The 21,661-nt window shown below is 67.6% G+C and carries 30 protein-coding genes and 1 pseudogene; 3 read left to right on the top strand and 28 right to left on the bottom strand.

Annotation, left to right across the window (positions count from 1 at the left end):
- Window positions 1-2 precede the first annotated feature (2 nt).
- The 22 genes from rpmD to ACIP5W_RS00125 form a co-directional block, all read right to left on the bottom strand.
- Entirely contained in the window at window positions 3-185 is a 183-nt protein-coding gene (rpmD, locus tag ACIP5W_RS00230; protein ID WP_030788246.1) for a 50S ribosomal protein L30, read from the bottom strand.
- Complete coding sequence (gene rpsE / locus ACIP5W_RS00225) at window positions 185-793, bottom strand: 30S ribosomal protein S5 (RefSeq protein WP_013001409.1); 609 nt, start codon at window positions 791-793, stop codon at window positions 185-187. The genes rpmD and rpsE overlap by 1 nt, the downstream gene beginning before the upstream one ends.
- A 43-nt stretch (window positions 794-836) precedes the next feature.
- The gene (rplR, locus tag ACIP5W_RS00220) at window positions 837-1,220 is read right to left on the bottom strand and encodes a 50S ribosomal protein L18 (RefSeq protein ID WP_398097245.1); all 384 of its coding nucleotides are present in this window, start codon (window positions 1,218-1,220) and stop codon (window positions 837-839) included.
- A 3-nt stretch (window positions 1,221-1,223) separates the two neighbouring features.
- A complete protein-coding gene (gene rplF / locus ACIP5W_RS00215; protein WP_058923759.1) occupies window positions 1,224-1,763 on the bottom strand; it encodes a 50S ribosomal protein L6 in 540 nt (179 codons plus the stop codon).
- Between the two features lie 24 nt (window positions 1,764-1,787).
- Window positions 1,788-2,186 (bottom strand): 30S ribosomal protein S8, encoded by a 399-nt coding sequence (gene rpsH, locus ACIP5W_RS00210; RefSeq protein ID WP_073491923.1) that lies wholly within the window; start codon window positions 2,184-2,186, stop codon window positions 1,788-1,790.
- 210 nt (window positions 2,187-2,396) lie between these two features.
- Window positions 2,397-2,582 (bottom strand): type Z 30S ribosomal protein S14, encoded by a 186-nt coding sequence (locus ACIP5W_RS00205; RefSeq protein ID WP_003948630.1) that lies wholly within the window; start codon window positions 2,580-2,582, stop codon window positions 2,397-2,399.
- Window positions 2,583-2,587: 5 nt separating this feature from the next.
- Window positions 2,588-3,145 carry a 50S ribosomal protein L5 gene (gene rplE, locus ACIP5W_RS00200; protein ID WP_030788262.1) on the bottom strand — a complete coding sequence of 186 codons (558 nt, stop codon included), beginning with the start codon at window positions 3,143-3,145 and terminating at the stop codon, window positions 2,588-2,590.
- Window positions 3,145-3,468: a 50S ribosomal protein L24 gene (gene rplX / locus ACIP5W_RS00195; RefSeq protein ID WP_033272457.1), complete on the bottom strand. Its 324-nt coding sequence runs from the start codon at window positions 3,466-3,468 to the stop codon at window positions 3,145-3,147. Before rplX ends, rplE begins: the two co-directional genes overlap by 1 nt.
- 2 nt (window positions 3,469-3,470) lie before the next feature.
- Window positions 3,471-3,839 carry a 50S ribosomal protein L14 gene (gene rplN / locus ACIP5W_RS00190; RefSeq protein WP_003998823.1) on the bottom strand — a complete coding sequence of 123 codons (369 nt, stop codon included), beginning with the start codon at window positions 3,837-3,839 and terminating at the stop codon, window positions 3,471-3,473.
- A gap of 135 nt (window positions 3,840-3,974) precedes the next feature.
- Complete coding sequence (gene rpsQ / locus ACIP5W_RS00185; protein WP_009327090.1) at window positions 3,975-4,262, bottom strand: 30S ribosomal protein S17; 288 nt, start codon at window positions 4,260-4,262, stop codon at window positions 3,975-3,977.
- Entirely contained in the window at window positions 4,262-4,486 is a 225-nt protein-coding gene (gene rpmC / locus ACIP5W_RS00180) for a 50S ribosomal protein L29 (RefSeq protein WP_003998824.1), read from the bottom strand. Before rpmC ends, rpsQ begins: the two co-directional genes overlap by 1 nt.
- Window positions 4,486-4,905: a 50S ribosomal protein L16 gene (rplP, locus tag ACIP5W_RS00175; protein WP_004927269.1), complete on the bottom strand. Its 420-nt coding sequence runs from the start codon at window positions 4,903-4,905 to the stop codon at window positions 4,486-4,488. Before rplP ends, rpmC begins: the two co-directional genes overlap by 1 nt.
- A 5-nt stretch (window positions 4,906-4,910) precedes the next feature.
- Window positions 4,911-5,744: a 30S ribosomal protein S3 gene (rpsC, locus tag ACIP5W_RS00170; RefSeq protein WP_366059592.1), complete on the bottom strand. Its 834-nt coding sequence runs from the start codon at window positions 5,742-5,744 to the stop codon at window positions 4,911-4,913.
- Entirely contained in the window at window positions 5,744-6,091 is a 348-nt protein-coding gene (gene rplV / locus ACIP5W_RS00165; RefSeq protein ID WP_006130776.1) for a 50S ribosomal protein L22, read from the bottom strand. The genes rpsC and rplV overlap by 1 nt, the downstream gene beginning before the upstream one ends.
- 41 nt (window positions 6,092-6,132) lie before the next feature.
- Window positions 6,133-6,414, bottom strand: coding sequence for a 30S ribosomal protein S19 (gene rpsS / locus ACIP5W_RS00160; RefSeq protein WP_363089032.1), 282 nt, complete (start codon window positions 6,412-6,414; stop codon window positions 6,133-6,135).
- A 12-nt stretch (window positions 6,415-6,426) separates the two neighbouring features.
- Window positions 6,427-7,263 (bottom strand): 50S ribosomal protein L2, encoded by an 837-nt coding sequence (gene rplB / locus ACIP5W_RS00155; protein WP_030039757.1) that lies wholly within the window; start codon window positions 7,261-7,263, stop codon window positions 6,427-6,429.
- Between the two features lie 38 nt (window positions 7,264-7,301).
- The gene (gene rplW / locus ACIP5W_RS00150) at window positions 7,302-7,721 is read right to left on the bottom strand and encodes a 50S ribosomal protein L23 (protein WP_363172337.1); all 420 of its coding nucleotides are present in this window, start codon (window positions 7,719-7,721) and stop codon (window positions 7,302-7,304) included.
- A complete protein-coding gene (gene rplD / locus ACIP5W_RS00145; RefSeq protein ID WP_382785971.1) occupies window positions 7,721-8,380 on the bottom strand; it encodes a 50S ribosomal protein L4 in 660 nt (219 codons plus the stop codon). Before rplD ends, rplW begins: the two co-directional genes overlap by 1 nt.
- Before the next feature lie 8 nt (window positions 8,381-8,388).
- On the bottom strand, window positions 8,389-9,033 hold the full coding sequence (gene rplC, locus ACIP5W_RS00140) for a 50S ribosomal protein L3 (RefSeq protein ID WP_366059595.1): 645 nt from the start codon (window positions 9,031-9,033) through the stop codon (window positions 8,389-8,391).
- A gap of 16 nt (window positions 9,034-9,049) precedes the next feature.
- A complete protein-coding gene (rpsJ, locus tag ACIP5W_RS00135) occupies window positions 9,050-9,358 on the bottom strand; it encodes a 30S ribosomal protein S10 (RefSeq protein WP_003948644.1) in 309 nt (102 codons plus the stop codon).
- Between the two features lie 574 nt (window positions 9,359-9,932).
- On the bottom strand, window positions 9,933-10,268 hold the full coding sequence (locus tag ACIP5W_RS00130) for a cupin domain-containing protein (protein ID WP_401464326.1): 336 nt from the start codon (window positions 10,266-10,268) through the stop codon (window positions 9,933-9,935).
- Between the two features lie 578 nt (window positions 10,269-10,846).
- Window positions 10,847-11,383 (bottom strand): alpha/beta hydrolase, encoded by a 537-nt coding sequence (locus tag ACIP5W_RS00125; protein ID WP_401464323.1) that lies wholly within the window; start codon window positions 11,381-11,383, stop codon window positions 10,847-10,849.
- A 170-nt stretch (window positions 11,384-11,553) separates the two neighbouring features.
- Here ACIP5W_RS00125 and ACIP5W_RS00120 point away from each other — a divergent pair, with 170 nt between their 5' ends.
- The 3 genes from ACIP5W_RS00120 to ACIP5W_RS00110 all read left to right on the top strand — a co-directional run bounded on the left by ACIP5W_RS00120 (window position 11,554) and on the right by ACIP5W_RS00110 (window position 14,293).
- Complete coding sequence (locus ACIP5W_RS00120; protein ID WP_401464320.1) at window positions 11,554-12,015, top strand: hypothetical protein; 462 nt, start codon at window positions 11,554-11,556, stop codon at window positions 12,013-12,015.
- A 543-nt stretch (window positions 12,016-12,558) separates the two neighbouring features.
- Window positions 12,559-13,104, top strand: a complete 546-nt coding sequence (locus tag ACIP5W_RS00115) for a DUF5819 family protein (protein ID WP_401464317.1) — start codon at window positions 12,559-12,561, stop codon at window positions 13,102-13,104.
- Window position 13,105: 1 nt separating this feature from the next.
- Window positions 13,106-14,293 (top strand): HTTM domain-containing protein, encoded by a 1,188-nt coding sequence (locus tag ACIP5W_RS00110; protein WP_401464314.1) that lies wholly within the window; start codon window positions 13,106-13,108, stop codon window positions 14,291-14,293.
- A 161-nt stretch (window positions 14,294-14,454) separates the two neighbouring features.
- Here the strand turns inward: ACIP5W_RS00110 and ACIP5W_RS00105 are convergent.
- The 6 genes and pseudogenes from ACIP5W_RS00105 to ACIP5W_RS00080 all read right to left on the bottom strand — a co-directional run.
- Window positions 14,455-15,589 (bottom strand): annotated as a pseudogene (locus ACIP5W_RS00105) (acyltransferase family protein); the annotation flags it as partial.
- 269 nt (window positions 15,590-15,858) lie between these two features.
- Window positions 15,859-17,052 carry an elongation factor Tu gene (tuf, locus tag ACIP5W_RS00100; RefSeq protein ID WP_363089027.1) on the bottom strand — a complete coding sequence of 398 codons (1,194 nt, stop codon included), beginning with the start codon at window positions 17,050-17,052 and terminating at the stop codon, window positions 15,859-15,861.
- Between the two features lie 155 nt (window positions 17,053-17,207).
- A complete protein-coding gene (gene fusA / locus ACIP5W_RS00095; protein WP_401464310.1) occupies window positions 17,208-19,334 on the bottom strand; it encodes an elongation factor G in 2,127 nt (708 codons plus the stop codon).
- Window positions 19,335-19,373: 39 nt separating this feature from the next.
- On the bottom strand, window positions 19,374-19,844 hold the full coding sequence (rpsG, locus tag ACIP5W_RS00090; RefSeq protein ID WP_030788318.1) for a 30S ribosomal protein S7: 471 nt from the start codon (window positions 19,842-19,844) through the stop codon (window positions 19,374-19,376).
- A 3-nt stretch (window positions 19,845-19,847) separates the two neighbouring features.
- Window positions 19,848-20,219: a 30S ribosomal protein S12 gene (rpsL, locus tag ACIP5W_RS00085; protein ID WP_003948652.1), complete on the bottom strand. Its 372-nt coding sequence runs from the start codon at window positions 20,217-20,219 to the stop codon at window positions 19,848-19,850.
- 254 nt (window positions 20,220-20,473) lie between these two features.
- Window positions 20,474-21,571 (bottom strand): glycosyltransferase family 2 protein, encoded by a 1,098-nt coding sequence (locus ACIP5W_RS00080; protein WP_401464306.1) that lies wholly within the window; start codon window positions 21,569-21,571, stop codon window positions 20,474-20,476.
- Between the last annotated feature and the right edge of the window lie 90 nt (window positions 21,572-21,661).

Here is a 21,661-nt window from a genome sequence, read left to right as displayed (position 1 = left end):
GATCAGTCGACCTCCTCGACCGTCACGAGGTGGCGGACGGTGTGCACCATGCCGCGGAACTCGGGGCGGTCCTCCTTGACGACCACGTCGTTCAGGCGCTTGAGCCCGAGCGAACGCAGGGTGTCACGGTGGTTCTGCTTGCTGCCGATGTACGACTTCGTCTGCGTGATCTTGAGCTGAGCCATTACGCAGCACCAGCCCCGGCACGCGCACGAAGCAGAGCCGCGGGAGCGACGTCCTCGAGGGGCAGACCACGGCGGGCCGCGATCTCCTCGGGACGCTGCAGGCCCTTCAGGGCCTCCACGGTCGCGTGCACGATGTTGATCGCGTTCGACGAACCGAGCGACTTCGACAGGATGTCGTGAACGCCGGCGCACTCGAGCACGGCACGCACCGGGCCACCGGCGATAACGCCGGTACCGGGGGACGCCGGCTTGAGCAGGACGACGCCCGCCGCCTTCTCACCCGTGATCGGGTGCGGGATGGTGCCCTGGATACGGGGGACCTTGAAGAAGTGCTTCTTGGCCTCCTCCACACCCTTGGCGATGGCGGCCGGCACCTCCTTGGCCTTGCCGTAACCGACACCGACGGTGCCGTCACCATCGCCCACCACGACCAGCGCGGTGAAGCTGAAGCGACGACCACCCTTCACTACCTTGGCGACGCGGTTGATCGCGACGACGCGCTCAACGTACGCGGTCTTCTCGGCGGCAGCTGCGCCGCCGTCACGGCCCTTCCGGTCCCGCCGCTCGCCGCCACCGGCACCGCCACCGCGGCGCTGGGGTCCAGCCATTGGAATTACCTCTCTCTGTCTCCGCTAGCTACGGAACCAGGACTCAGAACTTGAGTCCGGCCTCGCGGGCTGCGTCCGCCAGAGCGGCAATGCGCCCGGCGTACTGGTTACCACCACGGTCGAAAACGACGGCCTCGACACCGGCGGCCTTGGCACGCTCGGCGACCAGGGCGCCGACCTGCTTGGCCTGCGCCGACTTGTCGCCCTCGCCACCGCGGATCGAGGTGTCCAGGGTGGACGCCGACGCAAGGGTGTGACCCTTGAGGTCGTCGATCACCTGGGCCACGATGTGGCGGTTCGAGCGGGTTACGACCAGACGGGGGCGCTCCGACGTACCGGCGATCCGCTTGCGGATCCGGATGTGACGGCGCTTGATCGCGGCGCGCTTGTAGGCGTCGCCCTTCAGGATCTTCTGCCCGTATGCCATGGCTTACTTACCCGCCTTTCCGACCTTGCGGCGGATGACTTCGCCCTCGTACTTGACGCCCTTGGCCTTGTACGGGTCGGGCTTGCGCAGCTTGCGGATGTTGGCCGCAACCTCGCCGACCTTCTGCTTGTCGATGCCCTCGACCTGGAAGCGGGTCGGGGTCTCCACCTTGAAGGTGATGCCCTCGGGCGCCTCGACGGTGATCGGGTGGCTGTAACCGAGCGCGAACTCGAGGTTCGAGCCCTTCGCGGTCACGCGGTAACCGACACCACTGATCTCGAGCTTCTTCACGTAACCCTGGGTCACGCCGGTGATCATGTTCGCCACCAGCGTGCGGGACAGGCCGTGCAGGGCCTTGCTCTGACGCTCGTCGTTGGGGCGGGTGACGTTCAGAACGCCGTCCTCACCCTTGGCGATCTCGATCGGCGCAACGACGGTGTGGGTCAGCGTGCCCTTGGGGCCCTTGACCGAGACCGTCTGGCCGTCGATGGTGACGTCCACGCCGGCGGGAACCGTGATGGGGAGCTTGCCAATGCGCGACATAGCTGTTTCCTCCGTTCCCTTCCGCTACCAGACGTAGGCGAGGACTTCTCCGCCTACGCCCTTCTTGCCGGCCTGCTTGTCGGTGAGGAGACCGTGCGACGTGGAGATGATCGCCACGCCGAGGCCGCCCAGCACCTTGGGCAGGGAGGTGGACTTCGCGTAAACCCGGAGACCGGGCTTGGAGATCCGCTTGATGCCCGCGATGGAGCGCTCACGGTTGGGACCGAACTTCAGCTCGAGGGTGAGGTTCTTGCCCACCTCGGCGTCCTCGATCTTCCAGCCCGTGATGAAGCCCTCCTGCTGGAGGATCTCCGCGATGTGAGACTTGATCTTCGATGCCGGCATCGTCACGGAGTCGTGGTACGCCGAGTTCGCGTTCCGCAGACGCGTCAGCATGTCTGCGATCGGATCAGTCATGGTCATGAGTTGGCCTGTGGCCTCTCTCGCCGGGGTTTCCTGGTGCGCCATCCCTCTCCCCGATCCGAGACGGGACGGGTGCGGCGCGGTGGACCTACGGCGTAGTAAGTCGTACGGGCGTCAGGCGCCCAACCCTCCCAGCCTACGCCATGAAGGGGTGGGCACCTGACACTGCCCTTTACTTACCGAGAGCTCAGGAATCCCGAAGTACGGGGATTACCAGGAGCTCTTGGTCACGCCCGGCAGCTCGCCACGGTGAGCCATCTCACGAAGGCACACGCGGCAGAGGCCGAACTTGCGGTACACGGAGTGCGGACGGCCGCAGCGCTGGCAGCGCGTGTAGCCGCGTACTCCGAACTTGGGCTTACGAGCAGCCTTGGCAATCAGAGCCTTCTTCGCCATCTCGCTCACGCCTCCTTGAAGGGGAAGCCGAGGTGACGAAGGAGCGCACGGCCCTCAGCGTCGTTGGTCGCCGTGGTGACCACGGTGATGTCCATACCCCGGACGCGGTCGATCTTGTCCTGGTCGATCTCGTGGAACATGACCTGCTCCGTGAGACCGAAGGTGTAGTTGCCACGGCCGTCGAACTGCTTGGGGGACAGGCCGCGGAAGTCGCGGATGCGCGGAAGCGCCAGCGACAGGGTGCGGTCCAGGAACTCCCACATGCGGTCGCCACGGAGCGTGACGTGAGCACCGATCGGCTGACCCTCACGCAGCTTGAACTGCGCGATGGACTTGCGGGCCTTGGTGACGGCCGGCTTCTGACCGGTGATCGTGGTGAGGTCGCGGATCGCGCCCTCGATCAGCTTGGAGTCGCGGGCGGCGTCGCCCACACCCATGTTGACCACAATCTTGACGAGGCCGGGGATCTGCATGACGTTCTCGTAGGAGAACTCCTCACGCAGCTTGCCCGCGATCTCCTCGCGGTACTTCGTCTTCAGACGCGGAGTGGTGGTGGTAGCCATCAGATGTCCTCACCCGTCCGCTTGGCAACGCGGATCTTGTTGCCCTCGTCGTCGAAGCGGTAACCGACACGCGTGACGACCTTGTTGCCGTCCTTCTCCACGACCAGCTGAACGTTGGACACGTGGATCGGGGCCTCGGTGGTCACGATGCCGCCGGCCTGGGAACCGCTGGCGGTCGGGCCGGCCTTGGTGTGCTTCTTGACCCGGTTGACACCCTCGACCAGGACGCGGTCCTCGCGGGGGAAGGCCGCGATGACCTTGCCCTGCTTGCCCTTGTCCTTACCGGTGATGACCTGGACCAGGTCGCCCTTCTTGATCTTCATGCTTACAGCACCTCCGGCGCGAGCGAGATGATCTTCATGAACTTCTTCTCGCGCAGCTCACGGCCGACCGGGCCGAAGATACGGGTGCCGCGAGGGTCGCCGTCGTTCTTCAGAATGACGGCGGCGTTCTCGTCGAAGCGGATGTACGAGCCGTCCGGACGGCGGCGCTCCTTGACGGTGCGAACGATGACCGCCTTGACGACGTCACCCTTCTTCACGTTGCCACCGGGGATCGCGTCCTTGACGGTGGCGACGATGACGTCACCGATGCCCGCGTAGCGGCGACCGGAGCCACCGAGCACACGGATGCAAAGGATCTCCTTCGCACCAGTGTTGTCGGCGACACGCAGTCGCGACTCCTGCTGGATCACGTCTATCTCCTGTTTGTCTGCCGGTTCCCGGCAGGGGCCGCCTCTTCACGAGGTGGGGCCCCTGCCGAGCCTGGCGGAACTGTCCTGCGGGGTTGCCCGCAGGCGTACTGGTGGGAATTCCCTTGCGGGAACTACCTACTTGGCCTTCTCGAGGATCTCGACGACGCGCCAGCGCTTCGTCGCGGACAGCGGACGCGTCTCCATGAGGAGGACGCGGTCGCCGACGCCCGCGGCGTTCTGCTCGTCGTGGGCCTTGAGCTTGTTGGTACGGCGGATGACCTTGCCGTACAGCGCGTGCTTGACGCGGTCCTCGACGGCGACGACGACGGTCTTGTCCATCTTGTCGCTGACGACGAGACCCTCACGGGTCTTGCGGAAGCCGCGGGCCTCTGCAGTCTGCTCAGTCACGTTGTTCTCACTCATCAGGCGCTCTCCACCGTCTCGATGCCCAGCTCGCGCTCACGCATCAGGGTGTAGATCCGCGCGATGTCCTTGCGGACGGCCTTCAGCCGACCGTGGTTCTCGAGCTGACCGGTCGCCGCCTGGAAGCGGAGGTTGAACAGCTCTTCCTTGGCTTCGCGGAGCTTCGCGAGAAGCTCCTCGTCACCCAGTTCGCGCAGCTCGGACGCCTTGGTACCGGCCGACATCACGCTTCACCTGCCTCGCGCTTGACGATCCGGCACTTCATCGGCAGCTTGTGGGCTGCGCGAGTGAGGGCCTCACGGGCGATCTTCTCGTTGGGGTAGGACAGCTCGAACATGACCCGACCCGGGTGCACGTTCGCGATCCACCACTCCGGCGAACCCTTACCGGAACCCATGCGGGTCTCGGCAGGCTTCTTCGTGAGCGGGCGGTCCGGGTAGATGTTGATCCAGACCTTGCCGCCACGCTTGATGTGGCGGGTCATCGCGATACGGGCCGCCTCGATCTGGCGGTTGGTCACGTACGCCGGCGTGAGGGCCTGGATGCCGTACTCGCCGAACGCGACCGTCGTACCACCCTTGGCCTGACCACGGCGCTTCGGGTGGTGCTGCTTGCGGTGCTTGACCCTACGGGGGATCAGCATGTCGGTCAGGCCTCCGTTCCGGTGCTCTCAGCCGGAGCGGCGGCGGGGGCCTCGGCCTTGGGGGCCTCGGCACCGGCAGCCTGCTGCGGCTTGCGACCGCGCCGCTCGCCACCGCCACCGCGGCCACCACGGGCCGGGCGGTCGGCGCCGCCGCCGCCACGGGCCGGGCGGTTGCCGGCGCGGGCAGCGGCGTTCTCGGCACGGACCTCGGCGATGTTCTTGACGTCGCCCTTGTAGATCCAGACCTTCACACCGATGCGGCCGAAGGTCGTCTTGGCCTCGAAGAAGCCGTAGTCCACGTTCGCGCGGAGCGTGTGCAGGGGCACACGGCCCTCGCGGTAGAACTCCGAGCGGGACATCTCGGCGCCACCGAGGCGGCCACCGCACTGGATCTTGATGCCCTTGGCGCCGGCCTTCATCGCCGACTGCATGCTCTTACGCATGGCGCGGCGGAAGGAGACGCGGGAGGAGAGCTGCTCGGCGACGGCCTGGGCGACCAGCTGGGCATCCGTCTCGGGGTTCTTGACCTCGAGGATGTTCAGCTGGACCTGCTTGCCCGTGAGCTTCTCGAGGTCGCCGCGGATGCGGTCGGCCTCGGCGCCACGGCGGCCGATGACGATGCCCGGACGAGCGGTGTGGATGTCCACACGCACGCGGTCACGGGTGCGCTCGATCTCCACCTTCGAGATGCCGGCGCGCTCCATGCCGGACGTCATCATCCGACGGATGGCGACGTCTTCCTTGACGTAGTCCTTGTACAGCTTGTCGGCGTACCAGCGGGACTTGAAGTCCGTGGTGATGCCGAGCCGGAACCCATGCGGGTTAACCTTCTGGCCCATTACCGGGTTCCTTCCTTGCTGCTGACGACCACGGTGATGTGGCTGGTCCGCTTGCGGATCCGGTAGGCGCGGCCCTGGGCACGCGGACGGAACCGCTTCAGGGTCGGGCCCTCATCGACGTAGGCCTCGGAGATGAAGAGGCTGTCGACATCGGTGTGGTCGTAGTTGTGCGCGGCGTTGGCGATGGCGCTGTCCAGCACCTTGCCGACCGGCACGCTCGCGGCCTGCGGGGCGAAACGCAGGACCGCCTGAGCCTCCGTGGCGTCCATGCCACGGATGAGGTCCACCACGCGGCGGGCCTTCATGGGCGTGACGCGGATGTACCGCGCCTGGGCCCTGGCTTCCATGGTTGTCCTTCCAGTGTCTGTCATGGTCATTCCACCCCGCCTTAGCGGCGCTTCGACTTCCGGTCGTCCTTGACGTGACCCCGGAAGGTGCGCGTCGGCGAGAACTCGCCGAGCTTGTGGCCGACCATCGACTCGGTGACGAACACCGGAATGTGGGTCTTGCCGTTGTGCACCGCGATCGTGTGACCCAGCATGCTGGGGATGATCATCGAGCGACGGGACCAGGTCTTGATGACGTTCTTGGTGCCTGCCTCGTTCTGTACGTCCACCTTCTTGATCAGGTGGTCGTCGACGAAGGGCCCCTTCTTGAGACTGCGCGGCATCTAAACCCGCTCCTAGCGCTTCTTGTTCGTCTTGCGGCGGCGGACGATGTACTTGTTCGAAGCCTTCTTCGGCGAACGAGTACGACCCTCCTTCTGACCCCAGGGGCTGACCGGGTGGCGACCACCGGAGGTCTTGCCCTCACCACCACCGTGGGGGTGGTCGACCGGGTTCATCGCCACACCGCGGACGGTCGGGCGGACGCCCAGCCAGCGCTTGCGGCCGGCCTTGCCCCAGTTGATGTTGCTCTGCTCGGCGTTGCCGACCTCGCCGACCGTGGCGCGGCAGCGCTGGTCGACCAGGCGGATCTCACCGGACGGCATGCGGAGGTGGGCCATGGTGCCCTCCTTCGCGAGCAGCTGCACGGAGGCACCGGCGGAGCGGGCGAACTTGGCACCGCCACCGGGACGGATCTCGATCGCGTGGATCGTGGTACCGACCGGGATGTTGCGGAGGGCCAGGTTGTTGCCCGGCTTGATGTCGGCCCCGGGACCGTTCTCGACGCGGTCACCCTGCTGCAGGTTGCGCGGGGCGAGGATGTAGCGCTTCTCGCCGTCCGCGTAGTGCAGCAGCGCGATGCGCGCGGTGCGGTTGGGGTCGTACTCGATGTGCGCGACCTTCGCCGGCACGCCGTCCTTGTCGTGACGACGGAAGTCGATCACTCGGTAGGCGCGCTTGTGTCCGCCACCCTGGTGGCGAACGGTCACACGACCGGCGTTGTTACGGCCGCCCTTGCTGTGCAGCGGGCGGACCAGCGACTTCTCCGGCGTGGACCGCGTGACCTCGACGAAGTCGGCGACGCTGGAGCCACGACGGCCCGGCGTAGTCGGCTTGTACTTGCGGATTCCCATTTCTCAGTCCTCGTCCGATATCGGACGATCCGACCCGCTTACGCGGTCGGACCGCCGAAGATGTCGATACGGTCGCCCTCAGCGAGGGTCACGATCGCGCGCTTGGTGGAAGCGCGCTGACCGAAACCGGTCTTGGTGCGCTTGCGCTTGCCCTGGCGGTTGATCGTGTTGACCCCGGTGACCTTGACCGAGAAGACCGCCTGGACGGCCTGCTTGATCTGGGTCTTGTTGGCGTTCGGGTCGACGATGAACGTGTACTTGTTCTCGTCGAGGAGCGCGTAGCTCTTCTCCGACACGACCGGCTTCAGCAGCACGTCACGGGGGTCCGTGTACGCCTTGCTGGGCGCGGTGACGACGGTGTTCTTGCCCTCGGCCTCGTGGCGCTTCGCCTTGGCGACGCGCGCGGCCTTGGCGGCCTTGGCCGCCTTGGGGGCGATGCTCGGGTGACGCGTAGCCATCAGGCGTCACTCCCTTCGGTGTCGTTGGCCTTGTTCGGGCCGGACACGAAGGACTCAAGGGCGGCCTGGGTGAAGACCACGTCGTCCGAGACGATCACGTCGTACGTGTTCAGCTGGCCCGGCTCCAGGATGTGCACCTGGGGCAGGTTGCGGGCGGACAGCCACGCGGCCTCGTCGGCGCGGTCGACGACCAGGAGCAGGTTCTTGCGCTCCGAGATCTTGCCGAACAGCGTCCGAGCGGACTTCGTGGACGGGGTGTCGCCCTCGATCACGCCGGTGACGACGTGGATGCGGTTGTGGCGGGCCCGGTCGGTGAGGGCGTGGCGCAGGGCCGCGGCCTTCATCTTCTTCGGGGTCCGCTGCGAGTAGTCACGCGGCACGGGACCGTGCACGACGCCACCACCGGCGAACTGCGGCGCGCGGGTCGAACCCTGACGGGCGCGGCCGGTGCCCTTCTGGCGGTACGGCTTCTTGCCACCACCGCGGACTTCACCGCGGCGCTTGGTCTTGTGCGTGCCCTGACGGGCAGCGGCGTTCTGCGCGACGACGACCTGGTGGATCAGCGGGATGCTGACCTTCTCCACGCCGAAGATCTCCGCGGGGAGCTCGACGCTACCGGTCTTCTCGCCGGCAGGCGAAAGGATGTCAACAGTGCTCATCGGTTACCTCAGGCCCCCTTGGCCGCGGTGCGGACCAGGACGAGGCCGCCGTTCGGACCGGGAACCGCGCCCTTGATGAGCAGCAGACCCTTCTCCGCGTCAACGGCGTGGACGGTCAGGTTCTGGGTGGTGACCCGCTCGTTGCCCATGCGACCCGCCATGCGGAGGCCCTTGAACACGCGGCCCGGGGTGGCGCAGCCACCGATGGAACCGGGGGAGCGGTGCTTGCGCTGGGTGCCGTGTCCGGCGCCGAGGCCCTTGAAGTTGTGACGCTTCATGACACCGGCGAAGCCCTTGCCCTTGCTCTTGCCGGTCACGTCGACCTTGATGCCGGCCTCGAACACCTCGGCGGTGATCTCCTGGCCGAGGGTGTACTCGCCGGCGTCAGCGGTACGGATCTCGACGAGGTGGCGGCGGGGAGTGACGTCGGCCTTGGCGAAGTGGCCCTTGAGGGGCTTGTTCACCTTGCGCGGGTCGATCTCGCCGAAGGCGATCTGCACCGACTCGTAGCCGTCGGCGTCGTTCGTACGCACCTGGGTGACGACGTTGGGGCCGGCCTTGACGACGGTGACCGGAACAACACGGTTGTTCTCGTCCCACACCTGCGTCATGCCGAGCTTCTCGCCCAGGATGCCCTTGATCTGCTTGGTCATCTTCAGATCACCGGCCTCAGAGCTTGATCTCGATGTCGACACCGGCCGGGAGGTCGAGTCGCATCAGAGAGTCAACGGTCTTGGGGGTCGGGTCGAGGATGTCGATCAGGCGCTTGTGCGTGCGCATCTCGAAGTGCTCGCGCGAGTCCTTGTACTTGTGCGGCGACTTGATGACGCAGTACACGTTCTTCTCAGTGGGCAGCGGCACCGGGCCCGCGACCGACGCACCAGTACGCGTCACCGTCTCGACGATCTTCTTCGCCGAGCTGTCGATGACCTCGTGGTCGTAGGCCTTGAGCCGGATGCGGATCTTCTGTCCCGCCATGGCTACTCAGTAGTCCTGTCTCTTCTAACGCTCTGGACCTGGTGGGCCCCTTACCGTTTCCTCCGACCCACGCGGTCGGGCGTGTCGCGCTCCCGCTGACACGGATGTCCCAACGTTCGAACATCCCTGCGGGGAATGCACACGGCCCTACCGGAACCGCAGACCGGGGGCGGAAGGCCCACCGGGTGCCTGGTCGGTGTCGCGCCCACGCTTCCCGGAAGATTCCCGTACGTCCGCCCCAGCGCTGCCGTGAGGCAGTTAGGGCGACGAGTACTGTGGGACTCGCTTCCGGTCCTCCCGGCGGGAGGCGCGCAGCATCAACACTCGGCCGAGCAACTCGGACAGTCTGCCATATGGGGCAGGGGCCTGGCCAATCGAGCCGGAGAGAATACCCCCGGCGTGACGAGGATCAAACACGGCCCGGGATCAGACACGGCCGGCTCTCGTTTCGCAGGCAGTCGGCCGCATGCGGCCGCCGCACGTCTCCGCGATCCCGTCGAGACCGAGGGGCGGCGCCCGGCCGAAGTGCTCACGGCCGCGGCCGTACGGCGGTGGCGGCGCCGGTGTGCGCCCGTCAGCCCTGCGTGGCGACGGTGAGGAGGACCGCGGAGTCCTCCGTCGCCTCCAGGCCGTGGCGGGCCCGCGGGACGGCCAGGAGGTCGCCGGTGCGGCCCTCCCACACGGTGTCGCCGCTGGTGAGCCGGACCCGGCCGCGCAGCACCAGCAGCGTCGCCTCGCCGGGACTCTCGTGGTCGGCGAGGGAGGTGCCGGCGGTCAGTGCGAGGAGGGTCTGGCGCAGGCCGTGGTCGTGACCGCCGTAGACGGTGCTCGCGCTGCGGCCGGTGGAGGAGGCCGCGGCACGTTCGAGCTGTTCGCGGGTGAGCGCGTCGAGGGAGAGCTTCATCTGCATGACCGCAAGTCTTCCCGGGCGGAGCGGACGGCCGCCAGGGCCGTGCGGGGTAGTCCGAGGAGCCGGGGCGGGCGTGGCCCCCCGGTGACACCGGGCCCGCGCGACGCGGCCCCGACAGCCCGTCGTCCGGCACCCCGGCACCCCGGCAGCGACGACCCGCTGCGGGGCACCGCGCCTTCCCCGCTCACCTGGTCCCGGCTCGGCCCGAGCTTCCCGCACCGGGCGGTGGACCCGGCCGACGTGGCCCCTGCCGCCACCGGGCACGGTGCCCGACACCTTGGACGGCGTCACGTACGTCGGGCTCGCCCTGCTGCGGGGGCGACTCCGCCCGCCCGGAGTCCCGCCCGGAGTCCCGCCCGGAGTCCTGCCCGGCGTCATGGACCTCGGCACGTTCCCCGGGACCGACGTGCGCAACTGGGCCTGCGCGGGGCGTTCTTCGTCCGGTCGGCGTACATGCCCAACGACCCTCCGCGCCGGTCCCTGCACCGGGCCGAGCTCCTCGGACGCGAGGGCGGCCTGGTGCCGGCGGCGGGACTGCCGGGGCCTGCCCGACGACTCCTGCCAGGGTCGGGGCGGTCTCACCGCGCCGACCAGGCCGCGCCGAGTCGCCCCTCCCGGAATGGAACGCGTCCAGGCCGTCCATGAAGGAGCGGAACGCGGGGGCTCCGTCGCATGCGTAGTGTTCGAACGGCGCGTTCGAGCGGTGCGCCCTTGACCGCGTCGTCCGGTGCGCCGTAGCCGGGCCAGGTGACCGTGGAGACGGACTGGCCGTGCGCCTCGGTATTGGCCGCGCGCCACAGGTCTGTCATCCGGTTGATGTCACCGCCGGCCTTTCCCTGTTCCGCCGTCGTTCCGGGAACGTGGACCGCCCGGCGATCCGCGGTGTCCGGGTTTCGGTCGGCGACGATCGCACGGCCGTCCTCGTCGGCGCTGAACCCCAGCAGGTACGCCTCCCGGCAGCCCGCCGGCGCAAGACGTCCGTACGCGTCCCGACGGCCTCGCGGCCCCGCTCGATCCGCACCCGATCGACGACCACGATCGGCATCGCCGCCCGTTCGCTCTCCTGTTTGACGAACAATTAGGCAATGGAATTCATCATCTGGCGCAACCGACAAGAAAATCGGTCGGTAAATGCGACGAGAAGCCGCCTATTGGATGCATTTGAATCCGCTTATGGGCGCACCATGGCCGCATCGATTGATTTCCCTGGTCCGGCATTGCTCTACTTTCCGCTTGAACACGCGGGGTCCCATAATCCCGCACGGAGAAGATGGAGAGGAGAGTCATGCGGGCCATTCGAGCCTTCATGGTGGGGACTTCGGTCCTCGCCGTCTCACTGGGCACGGTCACCGCGTCCCAGGCACTCGGCTGGGAGCGTCCCTGGGCGGCGCACGCCCAGAAGAGCACCGTGTCCCCGACGCACGACCACGGGGACGAGAAGAGGCGTTACGACGACAGGGACGAGGCGAGCAAGTACGACCTCGTCTACGGCTGCAAGGGCGGCACGTTCGGCTACTGCACGCAGAACGTGACGTTCAACCCGACCCTCATCGGTCCCATCGGCCTCACGACCGGGCTCATCGGACTGACGGGCGGGACCGACGGCAACAACGGCAACAATGGCAACAACGGGAACAATGGGAACAATGGGAACAACGGCAACAACGGCAACAACGGCAACAACGGGAACGCCAACGGCAACGCGAATGGCAACGCCAACGGCAACGCCAACGGCAACGGCGGCTGAGACAACCGCTTCCTGACGGGCCCATCGGCCACAGCCCGGCTTTCGCCACACGCCAGGGCCCACTCACTCTGCGGCCTGAGAGCAAGGCTTCGCCGCGAAGCCATCGAGAACCGTGACTTCGACGTCGACGAGTGAGCGGAAGAGCAGTCGCTGAAACGGCCGATGCCCGCCGCCGAAATCGCCCGTTGCCACCTGACGTCTCCATCGGATTCACGAGTGAGGCATCAGGCGTGCGGCTCGTGTGGTGAGCCATCCTCATCACACGAGCCGCAGAACAGAAGGAACGTGATGAAACCCCCCAGTGAATCCACCGCCGGACGTTCGACGAGTGCGGCTCCCGCGGCTCAGTGCCTGCCTACCCCTCGACCCGATCCGGGCGGTGTCGTCCCGGCGCCGGAGCCGGAGACCATCGGGGCACACCCCTCCGACGGCGGCGGACCGGCACCTGCAGCGGGCGACGGGATCCACCGCGGATGGTCACGTGTATCGGTCGGCGCCCTGGCCACGACCGCGCTCCTGCTGGCCGGAGCCCTGCTGGCCCACGTGGTCCTGATCTTTCTGATCCTGGCCCCGGCCAATGCCCTCACGGCCCACCACCAGAAGACGATCGACTCCTTCGTCCGCCCCCAGTTCGGACAGGACTGGAAGCTCTTCGCCCCCAACCCGAAGCAGCGCAATGACTCCGTCGGCGTACGCCTGCGGACCATCGACGCCGGCGGAACCGGCCGTGTCTCGGGATGGATCAACCTCACCGCGCAGGACGTGGCAGCGATCAAGGGCGATCCGGCGCCCAGCCACGTGAGACAGAACATGCTCCGCACCGCCTGGGACGGCGCCGAATCCTGGCACGACCGGGACAACCGGCCCAAGGGCGCCCGTGGAGTCCTGGCGGACGAGTACCTCAAACGCATCGCGCTCCAGCGGCTCGGCCGCCGGTGGCAGGGCGAGCGGATCACGGGTGTGCAGCTCGCGGGCCGGTACATGATGGTGCCGCCCCCGTCGTGGAGTTCGGAAAAGACGTCCGACACCACCGCCTACCGGGTCTTTCCGTGGTGGCCGGTGACCGACCAGGACTACAGGGGACTGTGAGTTGACCACCGCGACACCTTTGCCGCCCCGTTCCGAGGCGATTCGCCGGCCGCTCAGGGAGCGCGTCCGTGAGGTCTTCGCCCGGTTCGGACACTACGTGTGCGGCACTCGCGCGCCCTACCAGGCCGCCGTCTTCCGTATCGGCCTGGCCGTGGCCATCACCGCCTTCCTGCTCCGCGAGTGGCCCAACCGACGGGTGCTGTACGGCGACCGCAGCCCGCTGTCGCACGACATGGCGCTCGAACTGGGGCGCCTGGACGGCTCTTTCAGCGTCCTGTACTGGACCGACGGGCGCGCCTGGTTCGAGATCGTCTACACCCTGACCATCGTCTCGGCCCTCGCGGTCCTGGTGGGCTGGCGCACCAGGACCATGTCCGTGCTGCTCATGGTCGGGACGGTGTCGTTGGAGAGCCGCAACTCGCTGGTGGGTGACGGCGGCGACAACGTCCTGCGCATCATGGTGATCTACCTGGTCTTCACCCGTTGCGCGCAGGTCTGGTCCCTGGACGCGCGCCGGCGGAACCGCAAGGGCCTCTCCCCCGCCGACCGCACGGGAGTCGTCCTCTGGTCGGCCACCGGGCTGTTCCTGCTGGTGGCGTTCGGCATGGAGGCGGGATGGCCGCTGGTCCTGTGGACCCTGTGGGGTGCTCAGGGACTGTGGTACGCCGTCGGGCGCCGGTTCCCCGGGTCCGAGGGCCGCGCGGTGCTGGACGCGGCCGCGGCCATGCTGCACAACGCCGCGATGCTGACAATCGCCGTCCAGGTCTGCCTGATCTACGCAACGTCCGGCTGGTACAAGGTCCAGGGCACACGGTGGCAGGACGGCAGCGCCCTGTACTACGCGCTGAACCTGGAGTACTTCGCGCCCTGGCCCACGCTCTCCGCGCTCCTCGCGTCCCACACGCTGGCGGTCCTGTTGTTGAGCTACGGAACGGTCATGGTGCAGGTGACCTTCCCCGTCACCCTCGCCAACCGCAGGATCAAGAACGTCCTGCTGGCCGTCATGATCCTCGAGCACGTGGGTATCGCGGTGCTCCTCGGCATCCCGTTCTTCTCGCTGGCCATGATCGCGTGCGACGCGGTCTTCCTGCCCACCGCGTTCCTGACGGCCTTCGGCACCCGCTGCGCGCGCCTGCCGCGGCCCGCTCTGCCGGGGAGTGCGACGACGGCGCGAACCGTACGCGCATGAGGGTAGTCGGGCGGGGAGTCACCTGACTCCGGCCGTGCCCGTGAGGAGCCGGCGCCGCACGGCTTTCGACAGCGTGGGCCGTGCGAAGCCGGTACGACACGTGAACTTCCCGTGTGGCCTCCACGCCCGGACCGTCGCTCCTGGCCCGCGGCTCCGCCCGATCGGCCGCGCATCCGGGTGAACGCCCCCTCCAGACCCCGCTTCACCCCTCCCGCCAGCGGCCGCTCCACGAACCGGTGCACCGCCCAGCTCAGCAGCAGAAAACCGGCGATCACCGCCGCCACCAGAAGCCGGGCGTCCAGCTCGTCGTGCAGGCGGCCGATGATCGCCGTACCGGCCGCGTAGTGCACGAGGTAGAGGGGGTACGTCGGGCTTCCCGCCGTCACCAGCCGGCGCCACCGGACGCGGTCGGTGTGGCCCAGGGCCACCGCCACCATCATCATCAGCAGGAGCAGGAGCAGGAGCAGGAACAGGAACAGGAACAGGAACAGGGTGAAGATCAGCACCGCGCCACGCCAGCCCGACACGTGCTCGACCTCGTCGACGCGCAGCCCCAGCTCCCGCTGGCCCATCAGCCAGGCCATGGCGAGGACGTCCCACAGGAGCAGGTCCTGGCCGAAGCGGTGCATGAGGTAGAGGGCGAGGCCCGCGATGAAGTACCAGGCGCCCTCGGGGTTGGCCGGCAGCACCAGCAGGGGCAGTCCGGAGACGGGGGCGAGCATGGCGGCCGCGCCCCACACGCAGCAGAACAGGACGACCTTGCGGTACGTCAGGCCGGTCGCGACGACCAGCAGGAACAGCAGGTAGAAGCGCAGCTCCGACCAGAGCGTCCAGTACACGCCATCGACGTTGCGGACACCGGAGCCGGACTGCAGCATCGTCAGGTTCAGCAGGACGTCCCGGACGCGCAGCCGCTCCCGGACGCCCGGTACCGCCGCCAGCACGCCCGTGGTGAACAGCACCGCGAACCAGTACGCCGGGTACAGCCGGATCCACCCGGGAGACGATGAACTGACGGGGCGTCCGGCCCCAGCAGGACATGCAGATCACGAAGCCGCTGATGACGAAGAAGATCTCCACACCGATCCAGCCGTAGGCCGCCACGTGGAACACCGTCGGCATGATCTAGGAGACCGGGCGGCCCCAGATCGGGTTGCCGGGCCGGTCCACCCGGTAGGTGCCCGCGTAGTGGTGGAGCGCGACCATCAGGGCGGCCAGCAGCCGGATGCCGTCCAGGGCGTAGAGGCGGGGGCGCCGTTCGCGGCCGTGCCGGGCGGCGGCGGGCGCCGACAGCACGGCGAGCGGGGAAGCGGCTGCGCGCCGCGGGTGAGGGCCAAGCCAGTCGTCCTCGTCGGGGGGTCCGACGGGTCGGGCCACGGCCGGGACAGCCGCCTCACAGGACTCTCATCCGAACGTTTGTCCACGGTTCACCTGTCGCACATCCGCCCCGCCCGGTACCCGCGCCCCTCCTCGGCGGGCATGCGAAAGGGCCCGTACGACCGGAGTCGTACGGGCCCTCTCAGGTGCTCAGCTCACGCTGGAGCCACCAGGTCGAGCAACAAGACCTACTTGTTGATCTTGGTGACCTGGCCGGCGCCCACGGTCCGGCCACCCTCACGGATGGCGAACTTCAGGCCCTCCTCCATGGCGATGGGCTGGATCAGCTCCACCTTCATTTCGGTGTTGTCGCCCGGCATGACCATCTCGGTGCCCTCGGGGAGGGTCACGACGCCGGTCACGTCCGTGGTACGGAAGTAGAACTGCGGGCGGTAGTTGTTGAAGAACGGCGTGTGACGGCCGCCCTCGTCCTTGGACAGGATGTACGCCTGCGCCTCGAACTCGGTGTGCGGGGTGACCGAACCCGGCTTGATGATGACCTGGCCGCGCTCGACGTCCTCGCGCTTGATGCCGCGGAGCAGCAGACCGACGTTCTCACCGGCCTGGCCCTCGTCGAGCAGCTTGCGGAACATCTCGATGCCGGTGACCGTGGTGGTGGTCTTTTCGGTCTTGATGCCGATGATGTCGACGGTCTCGTTGACCTTCAGGACACCACGCTCGATACGGCCGGTGACGACCGTACCGCGACCGGTGATCGTGAAGACGTCCTCGATCGGCATGAGGAACGGCTTGTCGACGTCACGCTCGGGCTCCGGGATGGACTCGTCGACGGCCTGCATCAGGTCGAGGACGGTCTGGGCCCACTCCGGGTCGCCCTCGAGCGCCTTGAGAGCGGACACCTTGACGACCGGCAGGTCGTCGCCCGGGAACTCGTACTCGGAGAGGAGCTCACGGACCTCGAGCTCGACGAGCTCCAGGATCTCCTCGTCGTCCACCATGTCGGCCTTGTTCAGGGCGACGACGATGTACGGAACGCCGACCTGGCGGGCCAGGAGCACGTGCTCCTTGGTCTGCGGCATCGGGCCGTCGGTGGCGGCGACCACGAGGATGGCGCCGTCCATCTGGGCAGCACCGGTGATCATGTTCTTGATGTAGTCCGCGTGACCCGGGCAGTCGACGTGCGCGTAGTGACGCGTCTCCGTCTGGTACTCGACGTGCGCGATGGAGATGGTGATACCGCGCTGGCGCTCTTCGGGAGCCTTGTCGATCTGGTCGAAGGCCGAGGCCTCGTTCAGGTCCGGGTACTTGTCGTGCAGCACCTTGGTAATGGCGGCCGTGAGGGTCGTCTTACCGTGGTCGATGTGACCGATGGTGCCGATGTTGACGTGCGGCTTAGTCCGCTCGAACTTCGCCTTCGCCACTGGGGTCCTCCTGGGAGTGGTTCTGGTACGCCTTACTTCATCGGCGCCAGGTGATCTTTGCTGGAATGCCCGGGCCCAGGGGCGAAAGGCCGGGAATGCGGCCGTTCGCCCCAAGAGGCTCCGGAGTCAAGCCTACGGCGTGTGAACGGAGTGCGTTACTCGCCCTTGGCCTTCGCGATGATCTCCTCGGCGACGTTCCGCGGAACCTCGGCGTAGGAGTCGAACTGCATCGAGTAGCTTGCGCGACCCGAGGTCTTGCTGCGGAGGTCTCCGACGTAGCCGAACATCTCCGAGAGCGGCACGAGGCCCTTCACGACGCGGGCGCCGGCACGCTCCTCCATGGCCTGGATCTGGCCACGGCGGGAGTTGATGTCGCCGATGACCTCGCCCATGTAGTCCTCGGGCGTGGTGACCTCGACGGCCATCATCGGCTCGAGCAGCACGGGGCTGGCCTTGCGCGCGGCCTCCTTGAACGCCTGCGAACCGGCGATCTTGAAGGCGAGTTCGGAGGAGTCCACCTCGTGGTAGCCACCGTCGAGCAGGGTGACGCGCACGCCGGTCATCTCGTAACCGGCGAGGATGCCGAACTGCATGGCCTCCTGCGCACCGGCGTCCACCGAAGGGATGTACTCCTTCGGGATACGGCCACCGGTCACCTTGTTCACGAACTCGTACGAGGCGTCGCCGCCCTCGATCGGCTCGATCGCGATCTGCACCTTGGCGAACTGACCGGTACCACCGGTCTGCTTCTTGTGCGTGTAGTCGAGCCGGTCGACCGCCTTGCGGATGGTCTCGCGGTACGCGACCTGCGGCTTGCCGACGTTGGCCTCGACCTTGAACTCACGGCGCATACGGTCGACCAGCACCTCGAGGTGCAGCTCGCCCATACCACCGATGATGGTCTGGCCGGTCTCCTCGTCCGAGTGAACCTGGAAGGAGGGGTCCTCCTCCGCGAGACGCTGGATGGCGACACCCAGCTTCTCCTGGTCACCCTTGGACTTGGGCTCGATGGCGACCTGGATGACCGGGGCCGGGAAGTCCATGGACTCCAGGATGACCGGCGCCTTGTCGTCGCACAGCGTCTCACCGGTCGTGGTCTGCTTCAGACCCATGACGGCGACGATGTCGCCGGCGCCGACCGCCGCGATCTCCTCACGCTTGTTCGCGTGCATGCGGTAGATCTTGCCGATGCGCTCCTTCTTGCCCTTGACGGAGTTCAGCACGGCGGTGCCGGACTCCAGGCGGCCCGAGTAGACCCGGACGAAGGTGAGCTTGCCGAGGTGCGGGTCGCTCATGATCTTGAACGCGAGCGCCGACAGCGGCTCGTCCTCGGACGGCTTGCGCTTGACGACCTCCTCCGGGTCGTTCACGGCGTGGCCCTCGATGGCCTCGACGTCGAGCGGGGAGGGGAGGTAGCGCACGACCGCGTCGAGCAGGGGCTGAACGCCCTTGTTCTTGAACGCGGTACCGCAGAACACCGGGGTGACCGTGGTGTCCTTGGACTTGCCGGACGCGATGGTGATGCGACGGATCGCGGCGTACAGCTGCTCCTCGGTGGGCTCGTTGCCCTCGAGGTACAGCTCCATGATCTCTTCGTCGTTCTCGGCGACGGCCTCGATGAGCTTGCCGCGGTACTCCTCGGCAGCCTCGGTGTGCGTGGCCGGGATGTCGACGATGTCGTACATCTCGCCCTTGGTGGCCTCGGCGGACCACACGAACGCCTTCATCGTGACCAGGTCGACGACGCCCTTGAAGTCGGCCTCGGCACCGATCGGGAGCTGCATGACGATCGGCTGAGCGCCGAGGCGGTCAGAGATCATGTCGACGCAGCGGTGGAACTCGGCACCGGTCCGGTCGAGCTTGTTGACGAAGCAGATGCGGGGGACGCCGTAGCGGTCCGCCTGACGCCACACCGTCTCGGACTGGGGCTCGACGCCGGCGACGCCGTCGAACACCGTCACGGCACCGTCGAGCACGCGCAGGGAACGCTCCACCTCGACGGTGAAGTCGACGTGGCCCGGGGTGTCGATGATGTTGATGGTGTGGTCGACGTCGGCGAGCGGCCAGTGACAGGTGGTGGCAGCAGAGGTGATCGTGATGCCACGCTCCTGCTCCTGCTCCATCCAGTCCATGGTGGCAGCGCCGTCGTGGACCTCACCGATCTTGTAGGACACACCGGTGTAGAACAGGATCCGCTCGGTGGTGGTCGTCTTGCCCGCGTCGATGTGGGCCATGATCCCGATGTTGCGGACCTTGGCCAGGTCAAGTGAAGTGGTAGCCATAAGGCTTCAGTCTTCTCTCGGTCTCGATGTGGGTAGCGACTACCAGCGGTAGTGCGCGAAGGCCTTGTTGGACTCGGCCATCTTGTGGGTGTCCTCGCGCTTCTTCACGGCCGCACCGAGGCCGTTGGAGGCGTCGAGCAGCTCGTTGAGCAGACGCTCGGTCATGGTCTTCTCGCGACGGGCGCGGGAGTAGCCGACGAGCCAGCGGAGCGCCAGGGTGCTCGCGCGGCCGGGCTTGACCTCGACCGGGACCTGGTAGGTCGCGCCACCGACACGGCGGGACTTGACCTCGATGGTCGGCTTGATGTTCTCGAGAGCGCGCTTCAGCGTGATGACCGGGTCGTTGCCGGTCTTCTCGCGCAGGCCCTCCATGGCACCGTAGACGATGCGCTCGGCGGTGGAGCGCTTGCCGTTCAGCAGCACCTTGTTGATGAGCGACGTGACAAGAGGAGAACCGTAGACCGGGTCGATGATGACCGGGCGCTTCGGGGCAGGGCCCTTACGAGGCATGTCTTACTTCTCCTTCTTGGCGCCGTAGCGGCTGCGGGCCTGCTTGCGGTTCTTGACACCCTGGGTGTCGAGGGAACCGCGAATGATCTTGTAGCGAACACCCGGCAGGTCCTTCACACGGCCACCACGCACGAGCACGATGGAGTGCTCCTGCAGGTTGTGTCCCTCACCCGGAATGTAAGCGGTGACCTCGATCCCGCTGGTCAGACGCACACGCGCGACCTTACGCAGGGCCGAGTTCGGCTTCTTCGGGGTGGTCGTGAACACGCGCGTGCAGACGCCGCGACGCTGAGGGGAACCCTCGAGTGCGGGCGTCTTGTTCTTCTCGACCTTGTCCTGCCGGCCCTTGCGGACCAGCTGCTGGATCGTAGGCACTACTTCTCCGGTTTCTGTGTGCCGATTTGTACAGCTAACCTGGAACTTCGCCGACCCACGCGGTCGGGTGTGTCGAACCCGGCGCACTTCCGCCGCGAGGCGGAAAGAGGCACGGATCGCGGTGGCCGCTCCTTAGGCCCCTGTGCGGTTGAAGGCACGCACGAAGGCCAGGGCACACCCCAGGCACAAGGTCTGAGCGTACCCAGCGCAATCACTCCGGTCAAAACAGAGGCCGCGCCGCCGACACACCGAGGTCACGTCCGCGCTCCCGACGGCCCCTGTGGTAGCGGACCTCCGGCTTCCGCGGCGGGCGGCGGGATCGGCGCCCCGCCGGGGACCTCGCCCGGTCCGGCACCGGGCGCGGGCTCGGGCACCGCGGCGCGGGGACCCGCCGCCCCGTGCGCCGTGTCGTGGCCGACGAAGTACGTCGGACGGTTCTGTACGGCCGTGTAGATGCGCCCCACGTACTCGCCGAGCAGGCCGACGCAGATCAGCTGGACCGCGCCGATGAACAGGACGCCGGTGAACAGGGAGGTCCAGCCGGGGACGGTGTGCTCCAGGGCGTGGGCGCCGAGCGTGTAGACCATCAGGGCCAGGCAGACCAGGAAGGCGAAGCCGCCGAGCCAGGTGGCGATGCGCAGCGGGGCCGCCGAGAAGCCGGTGACGCTGTCGATGGCGAGGCGGATCATCCGGCCCAGCGGGTACTTGCTGCGGCCCGCGGGCCGCGGCGCGCGCTCGTAGGCGACCTCGCCGCTCGGGAAGCCGAGCCAGGGCACCAGGAGACGGTAGACGCGCTGCTGGTCCGGCAGTGCCTTGAGGGCGTCGACGGCGGCCCGGCTGAGCAGCCGGAAGTCACCGGCCTGGGCGGGCACGGAGGGGCCGGCCAGCCGGCGGACGAGCCGGTAGTACAGGCCGGCGGTCCACCGTTTGAAGCCGGTGTCGCTGGCCCGGTCGGCCCGGATGCCGTAGACGATGTCGAGGCCCTCGGCGCGGGCCAGCGCCAGCATGTCGGGGATCTTCTCGGGCGGGTCCTGGAGGTCGGCGTCGAGGCTCACCACGTACGCGCCGTGGGCCCGGTCCAGGCCCGCGGTGAGGGCCGCCTGGTGGCCGGAGTTCCGGCGCAGGCCGATCACGCGCAGCTCGGGCCAGCCGAGGCGGAACGCGGCGAGCAGCTCGGCGGTGCGGTCGGTGCTGCCGTCGTCGACGGCGACGACCTCGTAGTCGACGCCCATCCCGGCCAGGGCCGGGCGCAGCCTGCTGACCAGCGCGGGAAGGACCTCTTCCTCGTTGTACATGGGTATGACGACCGACAAGACGGTCGCCGCCGCCGTGGTGTCCGGCGCTTCAGGCACCCGTCCTCCCCCAAGCTGTGACGCACATGTGCGACGCTGTTGCGATCTTATGACCACACTTCACGATCGTCCGGACAGCGGTCGCGCGGC

Source organism: Streptomyces sp. NPDC088766 (genome assembly GCF_044750845.1).
Lineage (GTDB): Bacteria > Actinomycetota > Actinomycetes > Streptomycetales > Streptomycetaceae > Streptomyces.
The sequence above is the reverse complement of the archived record's forward strand: the minus strand, read 5'-3'. Positions and strand labels throughout refer to the sequence as shown.